The following is a 22,034-nucleotide window of genomic DNA, read 5'->3' on the forward strand; positions in this document are numbered from 1 at the left end:
CTTGAGCCGAGTTCGGAACCGGGTTCACGTCCCGACCCGGTCCGGCTCGGGGGGGAAAGGCGCCGGGGCCGGGGCGAAGGGAGTCGGGTCGGTCTCCGGTACGGCGAACTGGGCGTTCAGCTCCTCCACGATGTCCTCCAGCCAGTTCTCCAACAGGCTCGGGTCGTACCGCTTCAGCAGTTCGTAGGTGTGCTCCAGGACCTCCAGACGCAGGCGCGGCGTGGCGTTCCCGTCCCGCGCCGCCCCCTCGTTCCCGGCGCTGTCCGCGCCCTCGTTCGCGGCGCTGTCCGCGCCTTCGGCCCCGGTCCGCGCCCGGTCTTTTCCGCGCGGCCACGCGTACGCGCGCAGCGGCAGGTCCAGCGTGCCGGCGACGCCGCTGTCGGCCCGCTCCTCGACGATCGCGGCGCAGGCGTCGTCCACGGTGCGGCGGGCCTCGGCCGCGGCCTGTTCCACGGCGGCGCGCAGCGTGTGCCAGGACGTGCTGTGCTCGACGAGCCGCCGCCTCGCCTCGGGCACCCGCGCCGTCGTGCGTTTCTCGGCGGTGACCGTGGCGCTCTTCGCCGCCTTGTCCGCCTCCGCGCAGGGGTTGTGCGCGAGGCACGCGGTCGCCACGGTGGCGAGGCCGAGGGAGACGACGAGGAAGACCGCCATGACGGTGCCCGCGGTGTCCAGCGCGGGGTTCTGCCGGGCCCGCGTGTAGGCGGTCGCGCCCAGCAGGCCGAACAGCAGCAGGCTGGCGAGGACCGGCAGGACGGGGGCGGCCCAGGGCAGGTCGTCCGGCCGGCGCGTCTCGATCCGGGACTCGTCCGGCCACAACCGGTGCCGCAGCGCCCGGCCCGGGGTGCGCCGCACGCGCTCGGTGGCGTACGCGGCGCGCACCCGCAGCCGGAAGAGCGACCGGGCCAGCCAGTGCCCCAGGGCGAACTGGAGGCCGGACACACCGAGCGCGACCAGGTAGGACAGGCCGAAGACGATGTCGTCCCACCACGTGTCCGGTCCGACGCCCAGCGCCTGTGCCGTGGCCTTGCCGACGAAGGGCAGGTCGAACAGGGCGCTGAGCCCGAACATCACCCACTGGAGCCACGACCAGGGCCGCCGGCTCCGGCGCAGGCTCTCGGGTCCGTCCCGGACGTGCCGGCGGCGCACCTTCGCGACCTCGCTGCGCGCCTCGCCCGCCGACCCGCCGACCGTGAAACGCTCCACGGCGTCGATCGCGGCCAGCCCCGACTGGAACGTGTCCACGAGTCTCGTCCCCTGCTCCCCCAGCGACTGCTGCGCCCGGGCCAGCCCGGCGTTGCCACGGGCGAAGGCGCGCAGCAGGACCGCGGACTCCTGACTGTCCACGGGGTCGGCGGGCCGCCCGGCCCGGCGGCGCCCGTCGGTGCCCACGAGAGGGAGGGAGGACCGGGCGCAGGATATGGGTGCCTCACGGGCGCTCGCCTGCGACGAGCCGTTGCTGCCGTTCACTTTCATGGCGGTGTCTCCGGCCTCACTTCCTGAAGATCTCGATGTCGACGCGGCGGTCGCACTGCAGCCGCTGCATGCGGGACATGCCGTCCGCGGCCCGGTCCTCGGGGCAGCCCGTCGACCGGCCCCGGCCGACGGCCGTCACCCGGGCGGCGGGCACGCCCCGCTCGACGAGCACGTCCCGCACCGCGTCGGCGCGGCCCTGGGACAGCGGCCCGTCGACCTCGGGGTTTCCGCGCGGGTCGACGTATCCCTTGACCACGACGCGGTCGAGCTGCGGTGTGGTCAGCACGGTCCTCGCGACGTCGGTGAGCGTGGACAGGGCCGAGGGGCGCACCCGGGGCGAGTCCGGGTCGAACAGGGCCGCGCCGGGCAGGGTGACGGTCCAGGAGCGGCCGTCCGTGTAGCGCACCACCGGATCGGCCGCGGCGGAGGAGTCTCCGGTGGCCTTCCCGTCGGCCTCGGCGTTCGACCCGGCGGAGTCCTGGGGGCCGGTGGACTCCGTGGACTCCGCCACGACGGACGCTTCATCGGCCTCGCACGTGCCGCCGGCCTTCGTGCACAGCGCCTTCCACAGCTCGCGCAGCCAGCTGCGCTGGGCGGGGTTGGCGGAGGGCTGGCCGCCCACCGAGTGGCCCAGGCCGACGAACCTGACCTTCACGCCCGACAGATCGGGCAGTTCACTGAACTCGCCCTGGGCGGCGCACACCGACGTGAGGGACGCGATGTTCTGCGGGGAGCCGAACCGGGCCTGGCGCAGGTCGGCGCAGCCGGTCGTGGACAGCCCGTCGGTAGCCACGATCAGCTGCCGTCCCCCCTCGACGCCGCTCAGCATCTCCGCTCCCGCCGACAGCGCGGCGAGGACGTCGGTGCCGCCGGCGGTGGGCGCCGTCCGCTGGGCCGCGGCGACGTCGATGCGCAGACACTTGTTCGCGGCCTGGCGGTTGAGCTCCTGGTTGTCCGCGTTGTCGTTGCTCTCCTCCCAGTCGCCCGGCCTCTCCCGCACCGTCCACGCGATGCCGCTCTCGGTCCCGCCGAACGTGCCGATGGAGACGGTGTCCCCCTTGGCGTCGTCCCTCTTCTCGTCGTTCTCGGGGAGCAGGTCCCCGAGGGCGCTGCCGTAGTCCAGCGTCCTGCCGCCGGCCGCGGCGCGCACGGACGCCGACCCGTCGACGAGGACGACGGTGCTGCCCGCGTCCGGGACCGGGGACTGCGTCTTCGTCCAGGCGCAGTCGGCCCGCTCGTCGTCCTCGTCGCAGCCGGCGAGCAGGCCGGTCAGCGTGGCGACGGCCGTCAGCACCCCGATCGCCCGCACCGCGGCGGACCGCCGGGCGCTCACAGCTCCGGCCCGTCGTTCGCGATGGCGTTCTCGATCCAGGAGAACTCGCTGAGCCCCATCTCCCGCCGGAACGCGCTGACGGCCTTGTCGTAGGCGTCGGCGAACTCGAACAGACCGGCCTCCTGGTGCGCGGTGCTCGCGCCCTTCAGGGTCGCGATCAGCGCGTCGACGCTCGTCCGGCGGTCCCGGCGCAGCGCCTCCATCACCTTGCGGAAATCCTGGTCGGCAAGGGTGGCGGCGAACGGGACCAGCAGCCGCCGCTGGTGCGCGTCGAGGTCGCCGAGCAACTCCAGCTCGCTGATCACCCGCAGCCAGGCCTCGGTGAGCACCCGGGCCCGCTCGGCCCGGATCAGGCCGAGCCGCTGCGACTCCCTGAGCGTCAGCTCGTCGAGGTGGTGCGGCAGGACGTGCTCGCGCAGGGCGGGGTCCACCCGTACCCGCACCGAGGGCGTGCAGCGGATGAACCCCTCGGCGTCGTCGAAGCACCAGTTGCCCTCGGTGGACAGCTTCAGGTTGACGGCGCGCTCGGCGGCCACCGGGTCGGCCGGGTCGCAGTCACGGGCGGCGGACCAGGCGACGCGGAGCAGTTCCTCGCGCGCGGTGATCTCGTGGCGGGCCACGCGCGACTTCAGCGTCTCCCGCGACATCGCCTTGCTGCTCCACCGGAACGTCGGGATCACCTCGAAGGCGAACACGTCGCCGTGGGCCGCCATGGACAGCGGGCTCTGCACGGGCGACTGGACGAACACCTTCTTGCTCCGGCTCCGCGTCCGGGAGCCGTCCTCGTCGGACCCGACGAGGTCCGTCCCGTCGTCGTCGAGGACGTCGTCGTCGTACGGGGAGCGCCGCCAGGCGCGCCACGCCTCGAGCAGCGCGGCGAAGAGGCCCTTGCGCCGTCGTGCCATGGTTCTCCTCCAGTGGGGGTCACGGTCGTTCGATGACAGTCGGGATCGGGGTTCGGGAGCCGCGGCTCACGGGCCGAGCAGGTCCAGCAGCCGCCGCACGCACGAGGCCTGCGGGTGCTGCCGCACCCAGCGGCGCAGGTGGAACAGGAGCCGGCGGCGGCGCGGCACCGGCAGGCAGACCCGCGGCACGAACTTCTCCAGGAACAGCGCCAGGTCCTCGTCCTCGTCGGCGGCCAGCAGCCACTGCAGCAGCAGGTTCCAGGCCTGCCCCGCGTGCGCGGGCTCGATCAGCGCCCGCCGCCACAGCAGCAGCAGCGTCTCCTCGCGCGCCGGGCTCGACATCGCCTGGTGGGCGAGCGTCGGCCGGGACGGCAGTTCGGCCTCGGCGGCGAACGGGCCGAGGACGAGCAGGGTGCGGGCGGCGTGCCGGTGCAGGTGACCGTTGTCCGAGCGGATCCACCGGCCCAGCGCGTCGGCGACCTGCTCGGCGCCGCCGTCGGCGAGGAACAGGGCCGCCGTCGAGTAGGCGACGGACGCGTAGGGGACGAGGGCGGGCCGGCCGCCCAGGTCCTGCAGGGCGCGCAGGGCGCCCGGCACGTCCCGGGTGCCCACCTGAGTGCCGTAGGCCCGCGCGGCGCTGTCCTGCAACTGCGGCCGGGGGCTGCGGGCCCAGTCCGCGACCTGGCGGCCGACCTGCGCCGTCAGCCGGGGCTCGTCGGTGGCCATCGCCACCGCCAGGGACAGGGCGGCGTAGCGGCGGTCCCGCACCGATCCGCCGCCCGCCCACCCCCGCACCAGGTCCCGGTAGACGCTGTCGAAGTCGTGGCGGAGCAGGTGGCCGGCGATCACCGCGGCCCGTGTGCTGACCCGCTCCAGGCGGTCGCCGGCCAGCGTCCGCAGCCACGCCAGGAGCGGTTCGCGCAGCCAGGCGAGGCCGTGCCAGATGACCTCGACGACGGCCGGCATCAGCTCGGGGTCGGTGAGCCGGGCCCGGCGCGGGTTGTCGGCCAGATGGGTGCCGGGTTCGGCGGCGATGCCCATGCCCGGCGCGACCAGCTGGTCGAGATCCAGCTCGAAGACGGGGCGCATGGGCGCCGTCTCCCGGTACTCGGCGCGCAGCACCTCGGCGCTCAGCAGCGTGCCGGCCCGGATGACGTCCGACAGCGGCAGGTCGTGGCAGAGGACGTACGTGATGCGCAGGGCCTGGTGGTGGGTCTCGGCCTCCGGCGCGGGCGTCTCCTCCTCCGTGCCGGGCGGGGACAGCTTCAGGAATCGTCTCGCCAGGCTCCGCAGGTCCTCGTGGGGGGTGTCGAGCAGGGTGTCGAGCGCGTCCTCGGGGCCGTGCAGGCACGCGGCGACGTTCCGGGCGAAGGACGCGACCCACTCGACCGACCGGGCGGCGACGATCTTCGCGCTCACGCGGGGGTCCGCCAGGACCTGCCGCTCGACGACCCCGCCGTCGCAGACGTACGGCTGGGGACAGCGGGGACGGTGGTTGTCGAGGGCGGCCCTCAGGTGGGCCTTCAGCACCTCTCCCAGATCGGGCCGGTGGTGCCGGACGCCGTAGGGGGCGGGGACGTCGGGTTCGGGCCGCGCGTCGTCGACGATCAACACGACGTACGCCCCGAACTGCCGGGCCAGCAGGCTCAGCAGCTTCAGCATGCTCTGACCGGGGCGTCGCGGCCCGAGGTTCACCAGGTACCCGTGTCCGTGCTCGAAGTGCCGGCCGGCCTGCGCGAGCAGGGCCTGCGGGAGGCCGGTGTCGTCGCTGTGCAGGACGGAGACGCGGTCGCTGCCGCACCGTTCGGTCAGCAGGCGGACGGCCGTGCCCTCCCGGCCGCCGCCCGGCGCCCCGGGCAGCACGACGAGGTGGTGCTCGAGCAGCTTCCCGCCCATCTGGTCCTGCTGCGGGACCCGGCGGTGCAGCCGGTGCTGCCGGGCCGCCTCCGCGGCGTCGAGACGGATGCGCTGGAGCTCGGCGCGCTCGGCGGTGCCGATGTTCCACGTGTAGGCGTCGCCACCGCCGATGGCCATGGAGTTGTGGCGCGCCGTCCTGAAGGCGGTCCAGGACAGCGACTCGGCCCGGTCCCGGTCCTGCTGCCGCGGGACGGCCGGCCCCGGCTCGCGGTCGGCCGAAGGGGCGCCCTCGGGGGTGTCCCCGGCCTCCTCGCGGTGACCGGTGTCGGGCGTGTCGTCGGACGTGGACGCGGAGCCGGGCCCCGCCTCGGCGCCGTCGTCCGGTGCCGCGGGCGGTTCGGCGGGGTCGCCGTCGGCGTACGGGGCGCCCGAGCCCGGGTCGGAGGCGGCGCCGGGATCGGGCGTGGTGTCCGGGGGGACGTCGTCTGTCGTGCTCACGGGCGCTCCTCGTCGTGTTGCTAGGGGGCCGAGGGGTGGTTGTGGGTGGTCGCGGTGTTGTACTGACCGCCGATGACCAGCGAGCTGTTGCTGATGTCGCCGGTGTGGGCCGTCGCTCCGCTCGGGGCTCCGGCGCCGCCCGCGTGCGAACGGCGCAGACCGGGCACCGCCGCGTGGACGGCGTCGTAGAGCGGCGGGAAGCCGATGTGCTGCTGGTTGTTGCGGAAGAAGCACGCCTGACGGCTGGTCAGCGGCTTGAGCGGGTCGGGCAGATCGGCCTGCCTGGGCAGGTGGTCGCGGTCGACGAGGACGGGGAGGACGGTCAGGTCGTAGGTGAAGGCCAGGGCGATCTCCTTGCGGACCCAGTCCTCCTCGTCGTCGAGGCAGCGGCGGCCGTTCTCGTCGGTCGCCGACTCCCACCCGGGGCCGATGAGCGACAGCATCAGGTCGGCCTTGCGCAGGGCCAGCTTGATCTCGTCGGGGAAGTGGGCCCCCTTCGTGATGGACCGCTGGTCCAGGAAGACCTCGCCGTCGCCGAACTCCCGCGTGAGGGCCGTGTCGAAGTGCGGACCGGCGTTGCCGGTGTCCGAGCGGCGGAAGTTGATGAAGATGCGGGCGGTCATGCGGTTCCTCGTTTCGCGGGAAGGAGCGCGCTCGGCGTGTCCGGACGGACCGCCGGGATGTGCTGCGGTGGGCGGGTTCCGGGAGGCGTGGGCTCCTCGGGCGGGTGCGGAGACGACCGCCGGGCCGACGGCGGCGGTGGGCCGAGCGGTGGGTGGAGCACCGGCGACCGCTGGGGGTCGCCGGGGAAGCCGTCGGTGGAGGACCGGGGGCGGTGGGTGGAGCACTGGGTGATGCGATGGGTAAAACCGACATTTTCAGCCGTCGTGTGAACGGTCAATGAGTTGCCTGTGGACACTTCCGCGGGCAACGGGACACGTGCGGCCCGGCCGTCGACGCGGGCTGCCGGGGCGGCTGTTACCGCCGGGACGTCTGACGGCCTACGACGTCAGGGTGTGTGCGCTCCGCGCAGGCTCGCCGCGATGACCGGAAGGGTGTCACGCACCACGGGATGCTTGCGCCGGGTGGCCAGAGACGACCGGAGCTGCCTGAGGTCGGCCCGGACGGTGGCCGAATCGGTCGCGATGACGTCCTGGGCGACCGCACGGGCGACCGCGCAGGCGCGTTCGACGTCGTCGGCGTCCGCGAGGGCCAGGGCCAGCCGCGCGCCGTGCCGGGCGCGGGCCCGCAGCGCGTGCGGGGCGATGGAGTCCTGGCCGGTGTCGAGCAGGGCGACGGCCGCCTCGGGATCGCCGAGTTCCTGCATGCACCACGCCGTGACGAAGGCGGCGAGGTCGGGGAGGTGCGTGCTGCCCAGGGCGGGCGCGTCGTCGCCGTGCGGCCGGGCCTCGCCCGAGAGTTCGGCGCCGCGGTCGAGGGCGCGGCGGCACTCCGTCTCGTTGCCCGTCAAGGCGTGCCCCTGGGCCTCGCGCTGTGCGGCGAGCTGCCGGGTGCGCGCGCCGCGGGCCTGCGCCCCGGCCGCGCGGGCGAGTTCCACGGTGGCCCACGCGTCGCCCTGGTAGAGGGCGAGTTCGGCCTGGCGCAGCAGCGCGTACGCGGCGAGTTCGGGGTCTCCGCCGGACACGGCCAGGTGCGCCGCCTGCTCGGTCCACCAGCGGGCGGCCCGGTCGTCGCCGGCCTCCTGCCACATCCAGCCGGTGTACTCGGCGAAGCGGGCGGCGAGCCGCAGCGCGACGCCCCGGCACGCGGCCGGCGCGCTGTGGCCGAGGCCGCGCAGGGCGGCGGTGGTCGCGGTGGTCATCGGGATCACGACGGCGGGTCCGCAGCACTGGCCGAGGCGGCGGTACTCGTGGAACACGGCCTGGAACACCGGCAGGGACTCCTCCGCCGAGACGGCCTCCTCGTGGGGGCCGGCGGCGAGGGCCCAGTGCGCGGGCACGGTGGGTGTCCCGTCGTCCGCGCCGGTGTGGGGATCGTGGGCTGTGAAGGTGCTCTCGCCGGTGGTGCTCACGCGCAGCGTCCAGGGCGCGGTGTCGCCGGAGGCGGTGGCGGGTCGGCCGGCGAGCGGGTGTTCGGGCGCGGACAGCAGGGCGAGGAGCTGTCCCTCGGCGCGCAGTTTGGCGTCGCAGGCGCGGGCGAGTTCGAGGCTGGGGGTGCGCTGGCCTCGTTCGATCTTGCTCAGGTACGACCGCGACACATGAACCAGCCGTTCCATGTCGGCCAGCGACTTCCCGGACTCGTTTCTCCGCCGGCGCAGTTCCTCGCCGAACGTCGGACCCGCTCGTGACATGGTGGCTCCCCCGCGTCGCACCGGTGTTGTGCCGAGTTTGCCACAACTGAACTGAAGATCATCTGTTCGTTGCATTCATGCGTCAATAGGCTGAATGTCTGTTCGAGGATCGCTGCTCGGTTCGAGGGTGCGGGGTGGCGGGACGCGTGTGATTGGCTGGAGTCATGGCGAAGCGCGCACGTGTCCGGGCCCCGAACTCATCGGCAGGGGCGGCTGGATCAACACCGGCGGGAAGGATCTGACGCTCGCCGGCTTCCGGGGACGCGTCCTGGTCCTGGACTTCTGGACGTTTCGCTGCATCAACTGTCTGCACATGCTGGACGAGTTGCGCGCGTTGGAGGAGAAGCGCCGGGACACCGTCGTCGTCATCGGTGCCCATTCGCCGAAGTTCGTCCACGAGGCCGACCACCGGGCCGTGCTGGACGCCGTCGAGCGGTACGAGGCGTACGACCCGGCCGACGACGTCGTGGCCGTCGCGGCCGGCACCACCAACGAGGGGCTGGTCGACGGTCCCGCCGCCGAGGCGTGGTTCGCACTAGCCGTCGGGGCTCGCGGTCTCCGCCGACGGGAAGCGGCTGTGGCTCGCCGACTCCGAGACCTCCGCCCTGCGTCGGGTGGACCGCGACGGGCTGGTCCACACCCTCGTCGGCACGGGGCTGTTCGACTTCGGGCACCGTGACGGCGCGGCCGGTCAGGCGCTCCTGCAGCATCCGCTGGGCGTCACCGTGCTGCCCACGGCTCGGTCGCCGTCTGCGACACCTACAACCACGCCCTGCGCCGCCACGACCCGGAGACCGGCGAGCTCACCACGCCGGCGACGGATCTGCGCGAGCCCAGTCACGCGGTCGTCGTCGGGGACGACATCGTCGACGTCGAGTGGGCCCGTCACCGCCTGACCCGGCTGCGGCTGCCCGAGGAGACGGTGCGGGTGGAGGCCGTCGCCCACCGCACCCGGCGGGCCGCCACCGAGGTGGCTGCGGGCCGGCTGCGGCTGGACGTGGTCTTCGGGGCGCCGGCCGGGCTGAAGCTGGACACGCGCTACGGCCCCTGCACCCGGCTCCTGGTCTCCTCCACCCCGCCCGGGCTGCTGCTGTCGGGCGGAGGCGCGGACACCGACCCCTCCCGCACCCGGGAACTCGACCCCGGGGTGGGGGGGTTCTGCACGTGTCCGCGATGGCGGCCTCGTGCGACGAGGACCCCGCCGACCCGTACCCGCCCTGCCATGTCCATCAGCAGGACCGGGGTGTCCCGGTGCGGCTCACCGAGAACGGCGCCGACCGGCGGCCGCTGGTGCCGGCCGGCCTGGACGCCTGATCCCGTCGGGGGTCACACGCCGTATCCGTCGCTGTAGCCGTCGCGGTGGCGCCGGTCCGTCTCGACGACGGTGGTCGAGGCCGGCGGGACCATCACGCGTCGGCGCCGGGCGATGCTGCTGAAGGTCGTCACGCCGATCAGGCCGACGATCATCAGGATGACTCCGACCAGGTCGAGGTTGACCCCCTGCATGTCCCAGTCGGTCGCGAACGTGAGGATGGCTCCCACGGCGATGAGGATGATGCACCCGCCGAGGCCCATGAGTTTGCCTCCCAATCCGGTGTACCGGCCGTTCCGGTCACCGCGTTCGGGTACCCCGGCGGGCAACTCCCATGCGGGCGCACCTCTCCGCGACGCGGTACCTAGCCCTCCAGGAACGCCACGAGCGCGTTGGCCAGCAGGTACGGGTCGTCCGCGCCGCTCAACTCCCGTGCGCTGTGCATCGACAGGATGGCCACGCCGATGTCGACCGTGCGGATGCCGTGCCGGGCGGCGGTGATCGGGCCGATGGTGGTGCCGCACGGCATGGAGTTGTTGGAGACGAAGGACTGGAAGGGCACGCCCGCCTTCTCGCAGGCGGCGGCGAAGACCGCCCGGCCCGAACCGTCCGTGGCGTAGCGGTTGTTGACGTTGACCTTGAGGATCGGGCCGCCGTTGACGCGCGGGTGGTGCGTCGGGTCGTGCCGTTCGGCGTAGTTGGGGTGGACCGCGTGCCCGGTGTCGGAGGAGAGGCAGACGGTGCCGGCGAAGGCGCGGGCCCGGTCCTCGTACGATCCGCCGCGTGTGAACACCGAGCGCTCCAGCACGCTGCCGAGCAGCGGCCCGTCCGCGCCCGTGTCCGACTGTGAGCCGTTCTCCTCGTGGTCGAAGGCGGCCAGCACCGGGATGTACGGCAGGTCCTCGCCGCCCGTCGCCACGGCGACCAGCGCCGCCGTGCCGGCGTGCACGGACAGCAGGTTGTCCATGCGCGGGCCGGCCACCAGCTCCTTGTCGCGGCCCAGGTAGGCGGGCCGCTCCACGGAGTGCGTCATCAGGTCCCAGCCGGTGACCTCGCCCGCGCCGAGTCCGGACTCCTCCTCGAGGAAGGCGATCAGGTCGCCGTCGCGGACGTCGGAGCCGAGGCCCCAGACCGGCTGGAGGTGGCGCTGTTTGTCCAGCTTGAGGCCCTCGGTGCCGACCGCGCGGTCGAGGTGGATGGCGAGCTGCGGCACGCGCAGCAGCGGCCGGTCGACGTCGACCAGGCGGGTGGAGCCGTCGCGCAGGGTCAGCCGGCCGGCCAGGCCCAGGTCGCGGTCGAGCCAGGAGTTCAGCAGGGGGCCGCCGTAGATCTCCACGGCGACCTGGCGCCAGCCGTGCGCGCCGGTGTCGGGCAGCGGCTTGACGCGGAGGTTGGGGGAGTCGGTGTGGGCGCCGACGATGCGGAACGGGGTGTGGGGGGCGGCGCCCTCGGGGACGTACCAGGCGATGATCGCGCCCCCGCGCAGCACGTACCTGCCGCCGCTCGTCCCTTCCCAGGCGTCCGTCTCGGCGACCTGCCGGAAACCCGCCTTCTCCAGCCGTTCGGCGGCGTTCGCCACGGCGTGGTACGGCGAGGGGCTCGCCGCCAGGAAGGACATCAGGTCGTCGGTGTGGCCGCGGTCGAAGCGGGAGGGTTCGCTCATGGGGTTCACCTTAACGACGGACGAGGGCCCGCTCCCGGACATGGGAACGGGCCCTCGAGAGGACGGTGCGGGGTTTGGTGCGGTGCCACCACAACTGACCGGAACGCCCCGCCGCCCGGCCGGGGGCGGGCGGACCCGGACCCGGACCCGGACGGCGACCGGGCCGCGGCTTGCCTGCCCCGCCGGCGGCCGGGACGGAGCTCGTCCACCCCGCCGTGGCCGGGAAGCGGCCCACGCCGTGGCCGGGACGCGGTGTGTCGTGTCGTCGGTCGTGTCCCGGCCGGGGTGGGTCAGAACGCCGCCTCGTCCAGCTCCATCAGGTCCAGCTCGACGCCGGCGGCGATCTTGCGGGCCAGGGTGACGCCGGGCAGGACGTTGGCCGCGAAGAACTTCGCCGCCGCGATCTTGCCGGTGTAGAAGGCCTTGTCCTTGGCGGAGGCCGTCTCCAGCTTCTCCGCCGCGATCGCGGCGCCCTTCAGCAGCAGGTAGCCGACGACCACGTCGCCGGAGGCCAGCAGCAGGCGGGTGGTGTTGAGGCCCACCTTGTAGATGTTCTTGACGTCCTGCTCGGTGGCCGCGAGGTCGGTCAGCATCAGGCCGACGATGGCCTCCAGCTCGACGGCCGCCTTGGCCAGGTGCTCCCGGGCGCCCGCCAGCTCCTCGCCGCCGGTGCCCAGCGCCAGGAACTTCTTGATGTCCTCGGCGAGGGAGTTCAGCGCCGCGCCCTGGTTGCGGACGATCTTGCGGAAGAAGTAGTCCTGGCCCTGGATCGCGGTCGTGCCCTCGTAGAGGGTGTCGATCTTGGCGTCGCGGATGTACTGCTCGATCGGGTACTCCTGCAGGAAGCCGGAGCCGCCGAAGGTCTGCAGCGACTGCGCGAGCTGCTCGTAGCCCTTCTCGGAGCCGTAGCCCTTGACGATCGGCAGGAGCAGGTCGTTCAGCGCGTGCTCGGTCTTCGCGTCCTCGCCGGCCGCCTCCTTGACCGCGATCGCGTCCTGGACGGAGGCGGTGTAGAGGACGAGGGCGCGCATGCCCTCCGCGTACGCCTTCTGCGTCATCAGCGAGCGGCGCACGTCGGGGTGGTGGGTGATGGTGACCTTGGGCGCGGTCTTGTCCATGAAGTTCGCCAGGTCGGGGCCCTGGACGCGCTCCTTTGCGTACTCCAGCGCGTTCAGGTAGCCCGTCGACAGCGTGGAGATCGCCTTCGTGCCGACCATCATGCGGGCGAACTCGATGATGCGGAACATCTGGCGGATGCCGTCGTGCTTGTCGCCGATCAGCCAGCCCTTGGCGGGGTGGCGGTCGCCGAAGGTCATCTCGCACGTGTTGGAGGCCTTCAGGCCCATCTTGTGCTCGACGTTGGTGGCGTACACGCCGTTGCGCTCGCCCAGCTCTCCGGTCTCGAAGTCGAAGAGGTACTTCGGGACGAGGAAGAGGGACAGGCCCTTGGTGCCGGGGCCGGCGCCCTCGGGGCGGGCCAGCACGTAGTGGAGGATGTTCTCCGACATGTCGTGCTCACCCGAGGTGATGAACCGCTTCACACCCTCGATGTGCCAGGAGCCGTCCTCCTGCTGCACGGCCTTGGTGCGGCCGGCGCCCACGTCCGAACCCGCGTCGGGCTCGGTGAGGACCATGGTGGAGCCCCACTGCTTCTCGACGGCGATCTGGGCGATGTGCTTCTGCACGTCGTTGCCCTCGTCGAAGAGGATGCCGGCGAAGGCCGGGCCGGAGGAGTACATCCACACGGCCGGGTTGGCGCCCAGGATCAGCTCGGCGTACGCCCAGATCAGGGACGGCGGGGCGGTGGTGCCGCCGATCGCCTCGGGCAGGCCGAGACGCCAGTACTCGGAGTCCATGAAGGCCTGGTAGCTCTTCTTGAAGGACGCCGGGACCGGAGCGGTGTTGGTCTCCGGGTCGAAGACCGGCGGGTTGCGGTCGGCGTCCGTGAAGGACTCCGCGAGCTCGTTCTCCGAGAGGCGGGTCAGCTCCTCGAGGATGCTTTTCGCGGTCTCGGTGTCCATCTCCTCGAACGGGCCGGTGCCGTACAGCTTGTCGCGCCCGAGTACTTCGAAGAGGTTGAACTCGATGTCGCGGAGATTCGACTTGTAGTGCCCCATGGCGACGGCTCCCGGCTCCCTAGAGAGATCGGCGAGGCACTGGATCCTCGCGCTAGTTCACGTACCAACAAGTAGCTACGAATGATGCTACCCGTCGGTAATAAGTCGCAACCCCTCCTCGGTGAAGTGTGAGAAGGGTCTATCCGAGACCTTCCGCGCGGCCGGTGGTGTCTCCGTCGAGGCCCACTGTGCTTCCCGCGAGCCTCGCGGTGTCTCCCGTCGGCCCCGCGGTGTCTCCAGTGAGCCCCGCGGTGTCTCCGGTGAGCCCCGCGGTGTCTCCGGTGACTCCCGCGATCAGCAGCTCCGCCCAGCGGGCCGGGTGTTCGGCGAAGGGCAGGTGGCCGCCCGGGATCTCCACGAGCCGCGCCCCGGGGATGCCGGCCGCCGTCGCCCGGTGCAGCCGGGGCGGGACCAGGGCGTCGTCCACGGGGGAGATCACCAGCGTCGGCGCCGTGATCCGCGGCAGGTCGGCGCGGACGTCGGCCCTGATCACCAGGTCCACGTGGTCGGCGGTGCCCTCCGGGACCGTCGCCCCCGTCTCCCGCGCCGCCGCCTCCAGCGCGTCCGGCGTCATCGCCTCCAGTGCGGCCGGGCTGAGGGCGCGCGCCAGCACGAACCGGCCGAGCGTGTCGGGGTCGCCCGCGGTGCACAGGGCCTGCCAGACCCGCGCGTTGAGCCGCAGTTCGGCGTCGGCGTGCGGGAACGGCGCGGTCAGCACCAGCGCCGTCACGCGGTCCGGGTGGCGGGCGGCGAGCCGTGCCGCCACCGGGCCGCCGAGCGAGAAACCGGATACGGCGAACCGGTCCAGTCCTTCGGCGTCGGCCGCCGCCACGAGTGCGTCGGCCAGTCGGTCCAGGTCGAGCGGGTGCGTGCTGCGCGGGGTGGCGCCGGTGCCCGGGTAGTCGACGCCGACGACGCGGTGCCCGGCGGCCAGGGCGTCCAGGACGGGACCGTAGTTCGCCTCGACGGAGCCGCCGGCGCCGTGCGCCAGCAGCAGGCCGGGACCCTGGCCGTGGACGGTGCGGGCCGAGGAGGTGGAGGAGTGGACGGCGGACATGCGGGGACCCCCGGTGGTGTGGTGCGCGGACCGGCCGGCACGCGGTGCGGACCGCAATCTGTATGGGCCGATACAGAAATCGACAGCCGTCACCGTAGCGCCATTCTCTAACGACCGCTACATAAATCTCGCCCCTCCCCGTCCCGCCCGCCTTCCTCGGTACGCTGTCGCCCATGTACGGCTACGACCAGAACGTGGGCGCCCAGCAGCAGTACGCCCCGCCGCAGCAACCCGGCGGCCTCGGCGGATACGGCCAGCAGCCGCCCCTGTACCCCGAGCCGTCCCCGCCCTCGCTCGCGGACGCGGTGCGGGCCTTCACCACCGGGCAGCTGGCCGCCGAGGACTTCCAGCAGGTCTTCGCCACCTCGAAGGTCTACTGTCCGCGCGGTGACAATCCCGGGTTCCTCGCGCTGCACAACACCCAGCAGCCGGTGATCCCGATGTTCTCCACGCTGAAGGAACTGCGCCGGTACGCGGGCAAGGAGTCCAAGTACTTCGTGATCACGGGCGCCGAGGTGCTCGACCTGCTGCCCACCGGCTACGGCTTCGTCCTCGACATGGAGGGCGAGCACCGCATGGTCTTCGATGCGAAGGCGGTCGAGCAGATGGTGGATTTCGCGATGCGCCGCATGTACGGCTAGGGGGTGTTTCGAAAGTCTGTGCGGTGCCCGCGGTGTCCGGTGCGTGCGTGCTCTCGGCGTGCCGGACGGAAGCGCTCGTACTGGGTGTACTCGGGCTTTCGGCCGGTGCGGCCAGCGGGCGTGCCGGGCGCCGCGGGTGCTGTGCGGGACGTTCGGAACACCCCCAGCCGTCGGTGCGCATGTGTGCGCCCGGCCGTCGGTTCGTCACGTGACGCCCGGCCGTCGGTTCGTCGCGTGTACGGCCCCGTCCCCTTGTCGTCGTCGCGTGACGCCCGGCCGTCGGCGCCCCGCGTGTACGGCCGGCCGTCCCCTTGTCGTCGTCGTGCGCCCCGGGCCCGGAGGGAATGTCCTCCGGGCCCGCGTCGTTCTGGGTGGCAGAAAGTTCAACGCTCAACTAAAGTGGAACGCACGTCGCCCAAGGAGGGACCGAGATGCCTGCAGTGACCGTCGAGAACCCGTTGACGCTGCCCCGCGTGGCCGCACCGGCCGACGCCGTGGCCCGTCCCGTGCTCGCCGTCACGACCGCGCCCGGCGGTTTCGAGGGGGAGGGATTCCCGGTGCGCCGGGCGTTCGCCGGGATCAACTACCGTCACCTCGACCCGTTCATCATGATGGACCAGATGGGCGAGGTGGAGTACGCGCCGGGTGAGCCGAAGGGCACGCCCTGGCACCCGCACCGCGGTTTCGAGACCGTCACCTACATCATCGACGGCATCTTCGACCACCAGGACAGCAACGGCGGCGGTGGCACCATCACCAACGGTGACACCCAGTGGATGACGGCCGGCGCGGGCCTGCTGCACATCGAGGCGCCGCCGGAGCACCTGGTCGTGTCCGGCGGTCTCTTCCACGGCCTCCAGCTGTGGGTGAACCTCCCGGCCAAGGACAAGATGATGCCCCCGCGCTACCAGGACATCCGCGGCGGAAGCGTGCAACTGCTGACGACGCCCGACGGCGGCGCCCTCCTGCGGGTCATCGCCGGAGAGCTGGACGGTCACGCGGGCCCCGGCATCACCCACACCCCGATCACGATGGTCCACGCGACCGTCGCGCCGGGCGCGGAGATCACCCTGCCGTGGCGTGAGGACTTCAACGGTCTGGCCTACGTCCTGGCGGGCAAGGGCTCCGTCGGCGCGGAACGCCGTCCGATCCACCTGGGCCAGACCGCCGTCTTCGGCGCGGGTTCCTCGCTGACCCTGCGCGCCGACGAGCGGCAGGACTCGCGCACCCCGGACCTCGAGGTCGTCCTCCTGGGCGGGCAGCCGATCCGCGAGCCCATGGCCCACTACGGCCCGTTCGTCATGAACACCAAGGACGAACTGATGCAGGCCTTCGAGGACTTCCAGAAGGGCCGTCTGGGAACCGTCCCGGCAGTGCACGGAATGTCGGAGACCGGCCCGCAGGCCTGAGCGGGCGGACGCCGGACGACAGGGCCCGAAGCCGCGCCCCCGCGGGGCGGCTTCGGGCCCTGTCCCGTCGGGCGCCGGTCCGTTCGACCACGTGGCGGCGGTGACGGGGCGTCACCCGGGCGGGCCGCTCGCGCAGGACAACCCGCGGAGCGCGTGGTGCGCTGGACGCGTGTCGTCGTCGCTGCCGGTTCCCGCCCGTCGTCTCGCCGCCTGGTGCGTGGTGATCCTGCTCGTGTCGGGAGTGGCGTACGTCGCGATCCGGCTGTGCGCGGAGCTGCGGACGGCGGTGGTGCCGGTACTGCTCGCGTTGCTGGGGACCGCGCTGCTCGGGCCGTTCCACCGGCGGCTGGTGAAGGCGCGGGTGCCGAGGTCGATCTCCGCCGCCGTGACCTGCGTGGCCGTGGTGGCCGTCGTCGGCGGGGCCGTGTACATCGTGGTGGCCGCGCTGATCGACACGGGGGACCAGATCGTCGCCTCGCTGAGGGACGCGGCGCAGGACCTCGCCGGTCACTTCGGGGCGGCGGGCACTTCCCTGGACGACCTCGCCTCCAACGCCAGGGAACTGCTGTCCAAGTTCGGCGGCACCGCCGCGTCCGGGGTGATCAGCGGGGTCAGCGTCGTCGGCGAGGCGATCGCCATGGCCGTCCTCGCGTTGCTGCTCGTCTTCTTCTTCCTGCGCGACTCCCACCGGGCCGTCGGCATTCTGCGGGCACTCGCCCCGCACGGCGCCGCCGACACCCTGGAGGGCATGGCCCGGCGGGCGTTCCACAGCGTCGAGGGGTTCATGCGCGGGACGACGCTCATCGCGTTCATCGACGCCGTCTGCATCACCGTCGGACTGCTCGTGCTGGACGTCCCCGGCGCCGTCGGGCTCGGGGCGCTCGTCTTCGTCGGCGCCTACATCCCCTATCTCGGCGCCTTCATCTCGGGGGCGGTGGCCGTGCTGGTGGCGCTCGCCGACCGGGGGTTCGTCATCGCGCTGTGGGCCCTCGGGGTGGTGCTCGCCGTGCAGGTGCTGGAGGGACACGTGCTCCAGCCGATGATCCAGAGCCGGACCGTGCAGATGCACCCGGCGGCGGTGATGCTCACCATCACGGCCGGGGCGTCCGTCGCCGGGATCCTCGGCATGCTGCTCGCCGTTCCGCTGACGGCGGCGGCGTTCGGGGTGGCGCACGAACTGCGGGAGCGCTACACCCCTGACTCCCCCGACAGCTCCCCCGACCTCCCCGGGAACTCCCCGGGCTCTCCCGAGGGTTCTCCCGGCAGCTCCCCGGGCCCACCTGGTCGTCCCCCCGGCCCCCCCGGCTCGTAGAGCTCGAACCAGATGCTCTTGCCCTCGCCGCGGGGCGCGACCCCCCACGCGTGGGCGAGGAGTTCGACGAGGACCAGGCCGCGTCCCGAGGAGGCGAGTTCTCCGGGCCGGCGCATGTGGGGCAGGTCGTCTCCGGCGTCGGTGACCTCGATCCGCATCCGGCGCTCGCCGGCCGTGCCCGTCACCTCGGCGACCAGCAGGGCGTCGGCGTCCGTGTGCACGAGGACGTTGGTCAGCATCTCGGAGACCAGCAGGACGGCCGAGTCCACCTGGTCGTCGTCGGCCCAGTCGTGCAGCAGCTCGCGCACGTGCCGGCGGGCGACGGCGATCCGCTCGGGCTCGGCCTGCGCGACCGTCAGCATGGTGCGCCGCACGGCCGGCCGGGCCGCCAGCGGCGCGTCCAGGCCGCAGCCCTCACCCTGGCGGCACAGCAGCAGTACGGCGATGTCGTCCTCGCGCCGGTCGGCCAGCGGCCCGGTGGTGTGGTGGGACGAGGGTCCGTGCACGCCCTGGACCAGTGCGTCGGCCAGCCCCTCCAGGCCGCCGTCGTGCGCCTCGAGGATCTTGCGGACGCGCCGCCAGCCGGTGTCCAGGTCGTGGCCGCCGGTCTCCAGCAGCCCGTCGGTGCACATCATCAGCGCCTCGCCCGGCTCCAGCACGAGCCGGGTGGTGGGGTAGTCGGAGTCCGGGTCGATGCCCAGGGGCAGCCCGCCCGCCGTCGAGCGGACCAGGACCGTGCCGTCGGACATGCGGACCGCCGGGTCGAGATGACCGGCCCGAGCGGCCTCCAGGACGCCGGTGACGGGGTCGACCTCGACATAGAGACAGGTCGCGAAGCGCAGGTCGGGATCGGCGTCGGGGCTGTCGTTGTGGGTGAGACCGTAGAAGAAGCGGGAGGCGCGGGAGAGGACCGCGTCGGGGCGGTGGCCCTCGGCCGCGTAGGCGCGCAGCGCTATCCGCAACTGGCCCATCAGGCCCGCGGCCCGCACGTCGTGTCCCTGCACGTCCCCGATGACCAGCGCGAACCGGCCGCCGTCCCCGGGCAGCGGGATCATGTCGTACCAGTCGCCGCCGACCTGGAGACCGCCGCCGGTGGGTATGTAGCGGGCGGCGAGGGCCATGCCGGGTATCGCGGGGCCCAGGGTGGGCAGCATCGAGCGTTGCAGGCCGTCGGTCAGCTCGCGCTGGGTCTCGGCGGCGCCCGCCCGGGTCAGCGCCTGGGCGAGCATCCGGGCCACGGTGGTGAGCACGGACCGTTCGTCGGGTGTGAAGGCCACCGGATGGGTGAAGGCGGCCATCCAGGCGCCCATCGTGCGGCCGGCCACCGTCAGCGGCAGGAACGCCCAGGACTCGCGGCCGAAGGGGGCGGCCATCGGCCAGGTGAGCGGGTAGCGCTCCTTGTACTGCGCGGGCGAGGAGAGGTAGACGGCCCGGCCGGTACGGACGACCTCGGCCGCCGGGTAGTCCGTCTGGATCGGCATCTGGGTGAACGGGGTCTCGTCGCCGGGCCGGTGCCCGTGGTGGCCGATGATCGTCAGCCGGTCGCCCTCGACACCGAAGACGGCCAGGCCGTCCGGGGAGAAGCCCGGCATCGACAGGCCCGCCGCGACCCGCAGCACCTCCTCCGTGGACCGCGCCTCCGCCAGCGCCCGGCCCGCGTCCAGCAGGAACGCCTCCCGGGAGCGGCGCCAGTCACCGGTGACGGCGGTGCGGTCGGAGGAGGTGCCCGGCCGGGGCTCGGTGACCTCCTGGAGGGTGCCGATCAGCTCGTACACCTTGCGCGCCGGGTCGAAGGAGGGTTTGGAGCGGCTGCGGACGACACGGACGACCTGTCCCGTGTCGTCCATGATCCGGATACGGACCTCTGCCAGGGTCCCCTCGGCCACGGCGAGCCGGACGACGCCGGTGATCTCGTTCCAGTCGACGGGGTGGAGCCGGGAGCGGGCCTGGGCCTCGGTGAGGACGGTGCCCTCGGCGGGCAGTCCGAGCAGCCGAGCCGCTTCGGCGTCGACGGTGACCAGCCCGGTGGCGGTGTCCCAGTGCCACAGGCCGGTCGCGAGGGAGGCGAGGACCTCCTCCACGGCGGGCAGGGGCTCGCGAGTGCGCATTGCCCCACCATAAGAACAGGGGAATGAAGCGTGCCACTGATCACCGGGCCGGTAATGAGGGGGGTCGATCGTGGCGTGCCCGGTACGCTGGGGGTGTTTCACGTGAAACACGTGATCGTGACACAGACCCCGATCCGCGAAGACTGGATGAACGACGATGCATCGGTACAGGTCCCACACCTGCGGCGAGCTCCGCGCCTCTGACGTCGGCAGCGACGTCCGGCTGAGCGGCTGGCTGCACAATCGGCGCGACCTGGGCGGCATCCTCTTCATCGATCTGCGCGACCACTACGGCATCACGCAGCTGGTCGCGCGGCCCGGCACGCCCGCGTACGACGCCCTCGACAAGCTGACCAAGGAGTCCACGGTCCGCGTCGACGGCCAGGTCGTCTCCCGTGGCGCCGAGAACGTCAACGCGGACCTGCCCACCGGTGAGGTCGAGGTCGAGGTCGGCGAGGTCGAGCTGCTCGGCGCGGCCCAGCCGCTGCCCTTCACGATCAACACCGAGGACGGGGTCAACGAGGAGCGGCGCCTGGAGTACCGCTTCCTCGACCTGCGCCGCGAGCGCATGCACCGCAACATCATGCTGCGCACGGCGGTCATCTCCGCGATCCGCAGCAAGATGGTGGCGCTGGGCTTCAACGAGATGGCCACCCCGATCCTGACGGCGACCTCCCCCGAGGGCGCGCGTGACTTCGTGGTCCCCTCCCGGCTGCACCCGGGCAGGTTCTACGCCCTGCCGCAGGCTCCGCAGCAGTTCAAGCAGCTGCTGATGATCTCCGGCTTCGACCGCTACTTCCAGATCGCGCCGTGCTTCCGCGACGAGGACGCCCGCGCCGACCGTTCGCCGGGCGAGTTCTACCAGCTCGACGTCGAGATGAGCTTCGTCGAGCAGGAGGACGTGTTCCAGCCGATCGAGCAGCTCATGACCGAGCTGTTCGAGGAGTTCGGCAACGGCCGTCACGTCACCTCTCCCTTCCCGCGGATCCCGTTCCGCGAGGCGATGCTGAAGTACGGCTCGGACAAGCCGGACCTGCGCGCCCGGCTGGAGCTCGTCGACATCACCGACATCTTCGCGGGCTCGGAGTTCAAGGCGTTCGCCGGCAAGCACGTGCGCGCGCTGCCGGTGCCGGCGGTCCAGGACCAGCCGCGCAAGTTCTTCGACCAGCTCGGCGACTACGCGGTCTCGCAGGGCGCGAAGGGCCTGGCCTGGGTGCGCGTCGGCGAGGACGGCTCGCTGTCCGGCCCGATCGCGAAGTTCCTGACCGAGGAGAACGTCGCCGAGCTGACGAAGCGGCTCTCGCTGGCGGCCGGCCACGCGGTGTTCTTCGGGGCGGGCGAGTTCGACGAGGTCTCGAAGATCATGGGCGCGGTGCGGGTCGAGGCCGCCAAGCGCGCCGGGCACTTCGAGGAGAACGTCTTCCGGTTCTGCTGGATCGTCGACTTCCCGATGTTCGAGAAGGACGAGGAGACCGGGAAGATCGACTTCTCGCACAACCCGTTCTCGATGCCGCAGGGTGGCATGGACGCGCTGGAGAACCAGGACCCGTTGGACATCCTGGCCTGGCAGTACGACATCGTCTGCAACGGCGTCGAGCTGTCCTCCGGCGCGATCCGGAACCACGAGCCGGACATCATGCTCAAGGCCTTCAACATCGCGGGCTACGACAACGAGACCGTCGAGCGTGAGTTCGCCGGCATGCTGCGCGCGTTCCGCTTCGGTGCCCCGCCGCACGGTGGCATCGCCCCGGGTGTCGACCGCATCGTGATGCTGCTGGCCGACGAGCCGAACATCCGCGAGACGATCGCCTTCCCGCTCAACGGCAACGCCCAGGACCTGATGATGGGCGCGCCGACGGAGCTGGAGGAGGCGCGGCTGCGTGAGCTGCACCTGACGGTGCGCAAGCCGCAGCCGAAGTAGGCGGACGGACGCCGCGACAGGCGGCGTCCGGACGGAAGTGGGGGGGGGGGGGGGGGGGGGGGGGGGATGCTTTGTCTTGTCGGTCTTTTGTTGTGGTGCATTCACTACAACAGCCTT

14 protein-coding genes and 2 pseudogenes are annotated in these 22,034 nt (G+C 72.5%); 5 read left to right on the plus strand and 11 right to left on the minus strand.

Going from position 1 to position 22,034, the window contains the following annotated elements; all coding sequences use genetic code 11:
• Nucleotides 1-24: 24 nt before the first annotated feature.
• The 6 genes from ACZ4YY_RS10110 to ACZ4YY_RS10135 all read right to left on the minus strand — a co-directional run bounded on the left by ACZ4YY_RS10110 (nt 25) and on the right by ACZ4YY_RS10135 (nt 8,377).
• A complete protein-coding gene (locus tag ACZ4YY_RS10110) occupies nt 25-1,473 on the minus strand; it encodes a hypothetical protein (RefSeq protein WP_468286236.1) in 1,449 nt (482 codons plus the stop codon).
• A gap of 16 nt (nt 1,474-1,489) precedes the next feature.
• Nucleotides 1,490-2,806 (minus strand): OmpA family protein, encoded by a 1,317-nt coding sequence (locus ACZ4YY_RS10115; RefSeq protein ID WP_468286240.1) that lies wholly within the window; start codon nt 2,804-2,806, stop codon nt 1,490-1,492.
• Nucleotides 2,803-3,711 (minus strand): hypothetical protein, encoded by a 909-nt coding sequence (locus ACZ4YY_RS10120; protein WP_468286243.1) that lies wholly within the window; start codon nt 3,709-3,711, stop codon nt 2,803-2,805. Before ACZ4YY_RS10120 ends, ACZ4YY_RS10115 begins: the two co-directional genes overlap by 4 nt.
• 66 nt (nt 3,712-3,777) lie before the next feature.
• Entirely contained in the window at nt 3,778-6,066 is a 2,289-nt protein-coding gene (locus ACZ4YY_RS10125; protein WP_468286246.1) for a hypothetical protein, read from the minus strand.
• Nucleotides 6,067-6,086: 20 nt separating this feature from the next.
• On the minus strand, nt 6,087-6,689 hold the full coding sequence (locus tag ACZ4YY_RS10130) for a toll/interleukin-1 receptor domain-containing protein (RefSeq protein WP_468286249.1): 603 nt from the start codon (nt 6,687-6,689) through the stop codon (nt 6,087-6,089).
• 386 nt (nt 6,690-7,075) lie between these two features.
• A complete protein-coding gene (locus ACZ4YY_RS10135) occupies nt 7,076-8,377 on the minus strand; it encodes a helix-turn-helix domain-containing protein (RefSeq protein WP_468286252.1) in 1,302 nt (433 codons plus the stop codon).
• A 164-nt stretch (nt 8,378-8,541) separates the two neighbouring features.
• Between ACZ4YY_RS10135 and ACZ4YY_RS10140 the strand changes: the two are divergent.
• Nucleotides 8,542-9,691, plus strand: a pseudogene (locus tag ACZ4YY_RS10140) (NHL repeat-containing thioredoxin family protein).
• A 12-nt stretch (nt 9,692-9,703) separates the two neighbouring features.
• Here ACZ4YY_RS10140 and ACZ4YY_RS10145 read toward each other — a convergent pair.
• The 4 genes from ACZ4YY_RS10145 to ACZ4YY_RS10160 form a co-directional block, all read right to left on the minus strand.
• A complete protein-coding gene (locus ACZ4YY_RS10145; protein WP_468286255.1) occupies nt 9,704-9,952 on the minus strand; it encodes a DUF6458 family protein in 249 nt (82 codons plus the stop codon).
• A gap of 101 nt (nt 9,953-10,053) precedes the next feature.
• Nucleotides 10,054-11,352: a M18 family aminopeptidase gene (locus tag ACZ4YY_RS10150; protein WP_468286258.1), complete on the minus strand. Its 1,299-nt coding sequence runs from the start codon at nt 11,350-11,352 to the stop codon at nt 10,054-10,056.
• Nucleotides 11,353-11,642: 290 nt separating this feature from the next.
• Nucleotides 11,643-13,469, minus strand: coding sequence for an acyl-CoA dehydrogenase (locus ACZ4YY_RS10155; RefSeq protein ID WP_468286260.1), 1,827 nt, complete (start codon nt 13,467-13,469; stop codon nt 11,643-11,645).
• A gap of 139 nt (nt 13,470-13,608) precedes the next feature.
• Nucleotides 13,609-14,526, minus strand: coding sequence for an alpha/beta fold hydrolase (locus tag ACZ4YY_RS10160; protein WP_468286262.1), 918 nt, complete (start codon nt 14,524-14,526; stop codon nt 13,609-13,611).
• A 173-nt stretch (nt 14,527-14,699) separates the two neighbouring features.
• Between ACZ4YY_RS10160 and ACZ4YY_RS10165 the strand changes: the two genes are divergently transcribed.
• The 3 genes from ACZ4YY_RS10165 (at nt 14,700) to ACZ4YY_RS10175 (ending at nt 17,888) form a co-directional block, all read left to right on the plus strand.
• Nucleotides 14,700-15,167 (plus strand): SseB family protein, encoded by a 468-nt coding sequence (locus ACZ4YY_RS10165; RefSeq protein ID WP_468286264.1) that lies wholly within the window; start codon nt 14,700-14,702, stop codon nt 15,165-15,167.
• Between the two features lie 431 nt (nt 15,168-15,598).
• A complete protein-coding gene (locus tag ACZ4YY_RS10170) occupies nt 15,599-16,576 on the plus strand; it encodes a pirin family protein (RefSeq protein WP_468286266.1) in 978 nt (325 codons plus the stop codon).
• 169 nt (nt 16,577-16,745) lie between these two features.
• Nucleotides 16,746-17,888 carry an AI-2E family transporter gene (locus ACZ4YY_RS10175; RefSeq protein WP_468286269.1) on the plus strand — a complete coding sequence of 381 codons (1,143 nt, stop codon included), beginning with the start codon at nt 16,746-16,748 and terminating at the stop codon, nt 17,886-17,888.
• On the opposite strand, the pseudogene ACZ4YY_RS10180 reads toward ACZ4YY_RS10175, so the two are convergent.
• Nucleotides 17,858-19,996, minus strand: a pseudogene (locus tag ACZ4YY_RS10180) (SpoIIE family protein phosphatase); the annotation flags it as partial. The gene ACZ4YY_RS10175 and the pseudogene ACZ4YY_RS10180 sit on opposite strands and share 31 nt — an antisense overlap.
• A gap of 157 nt (nt 19,997-20,153) precedes the next feature.
• On the opposite strand from ACZ4YY_RS10180, the gene aspS reads away from it, so the two are divergent.
• Nucleotides 20,154-21,917 carry an aspartate--tRNA ligase gene (gene aspS, locus ACZ4YY_RS10185; RefSeq protein WP_468286275.1) on the plus strand — a complete coding sequence of 588 codons (1,764 nt, stop codon included), beginning with the start codon at nt 20,154-20,156 and terminating at the stop codon, nt 21,915-21,917.
• The last annotated feature ends 117 nt before the right edge of the window (nt 21,918-22,034 follow it).

It is taken from the genome of Streptomyces sp. NPDC030143 (genome assembly GCF_055573695.1).

Excerpts from the sequence above, each read along its gene's own strand:
- ACZ4YY_RS10120 (WP_468286243.1), bottom strand. The coding sequence starts at position 3,711 with ATGGCACGACGGCGCAAGGGCCTCTTCGCCGCGCTGCTCGAGGCGTGG.
- aspS (WP_468286275.1), top strand. The coding sequence starts at position 20,154 with ATGCATCGGTACAGGTCCCACACCTGCGGCGAGCTCCGCGCCTCTGAC.
- ACZ4YY_RS10135 (WP_468286252.1), bottom strand. The coding sequence starts at position 8,377 with ATGTCACGAGCGGGTCCGACGTTCGGCGAGGAACTGCGCCGGCGGAGA.
- ACZ4YY_RS10155 (WP_468286260.1), bottom strand. The coding sequence starts at position 13,469 with ATGGGGCACTACAAGTCGAATCTCCGCGACATCGAGTTCAACCTCTTC.
- ACZ4YY_RS10170 (WP_468286266.1), top strand. The coding sequence starts at position 15,599 with ATGCCTGCAGTGACCGTCGAGAACCCGTTGACGCTGCCCCGCGTGGCC.
- ACZ4YY_RS10150 (WP_468286258.1), bottom strand. The coding sequence starts at position 11,352 with ATGAGCGAACCCTCCCGCTTCGACCGCGGCCACACCGACGACCTGATG.
- ACZ4YY_RS10165 (WP_468286264.1), top strand. The coding sequence starts at position 14,700 with ATGTACGGCTACGACCAGAACGTGGGCGCCCAGCAGCAGTACGCCCCG.
- ACZ4YY_RS10110 (WP_468286236.1), bottom strand. The coding sequence starts at position 1,473 with ATGAAAGTGAACGGCAGCAACGGCTCGTCGCAGGCGAGCGCCCGTGAG.
- ACZ4YY_RS10145 (WP_468286255.1), bottom strand. The coding sequence starts at position 9,952 with ATGGGCCTCGGCGGGTGCATCATCCTCATCGCCGTGGGAGCCATCCTC.
- ACZ4YY_RS10130 (WP_468286249.1), bottom strand. The coding sequence starts at position 6,689 with ATGACCGCCCGCATCTTCATCAACTTCCGCCGCTCGGACACCGGCAAC.
- ACZ4YY_RS10160 (WP_468286262.1), bottom strand. The coding sequence starts at position 14,526 with ATGTCCGCCGTCCACTCCTCCACCTCCTCGGCCCGCACCGTCCACGGC.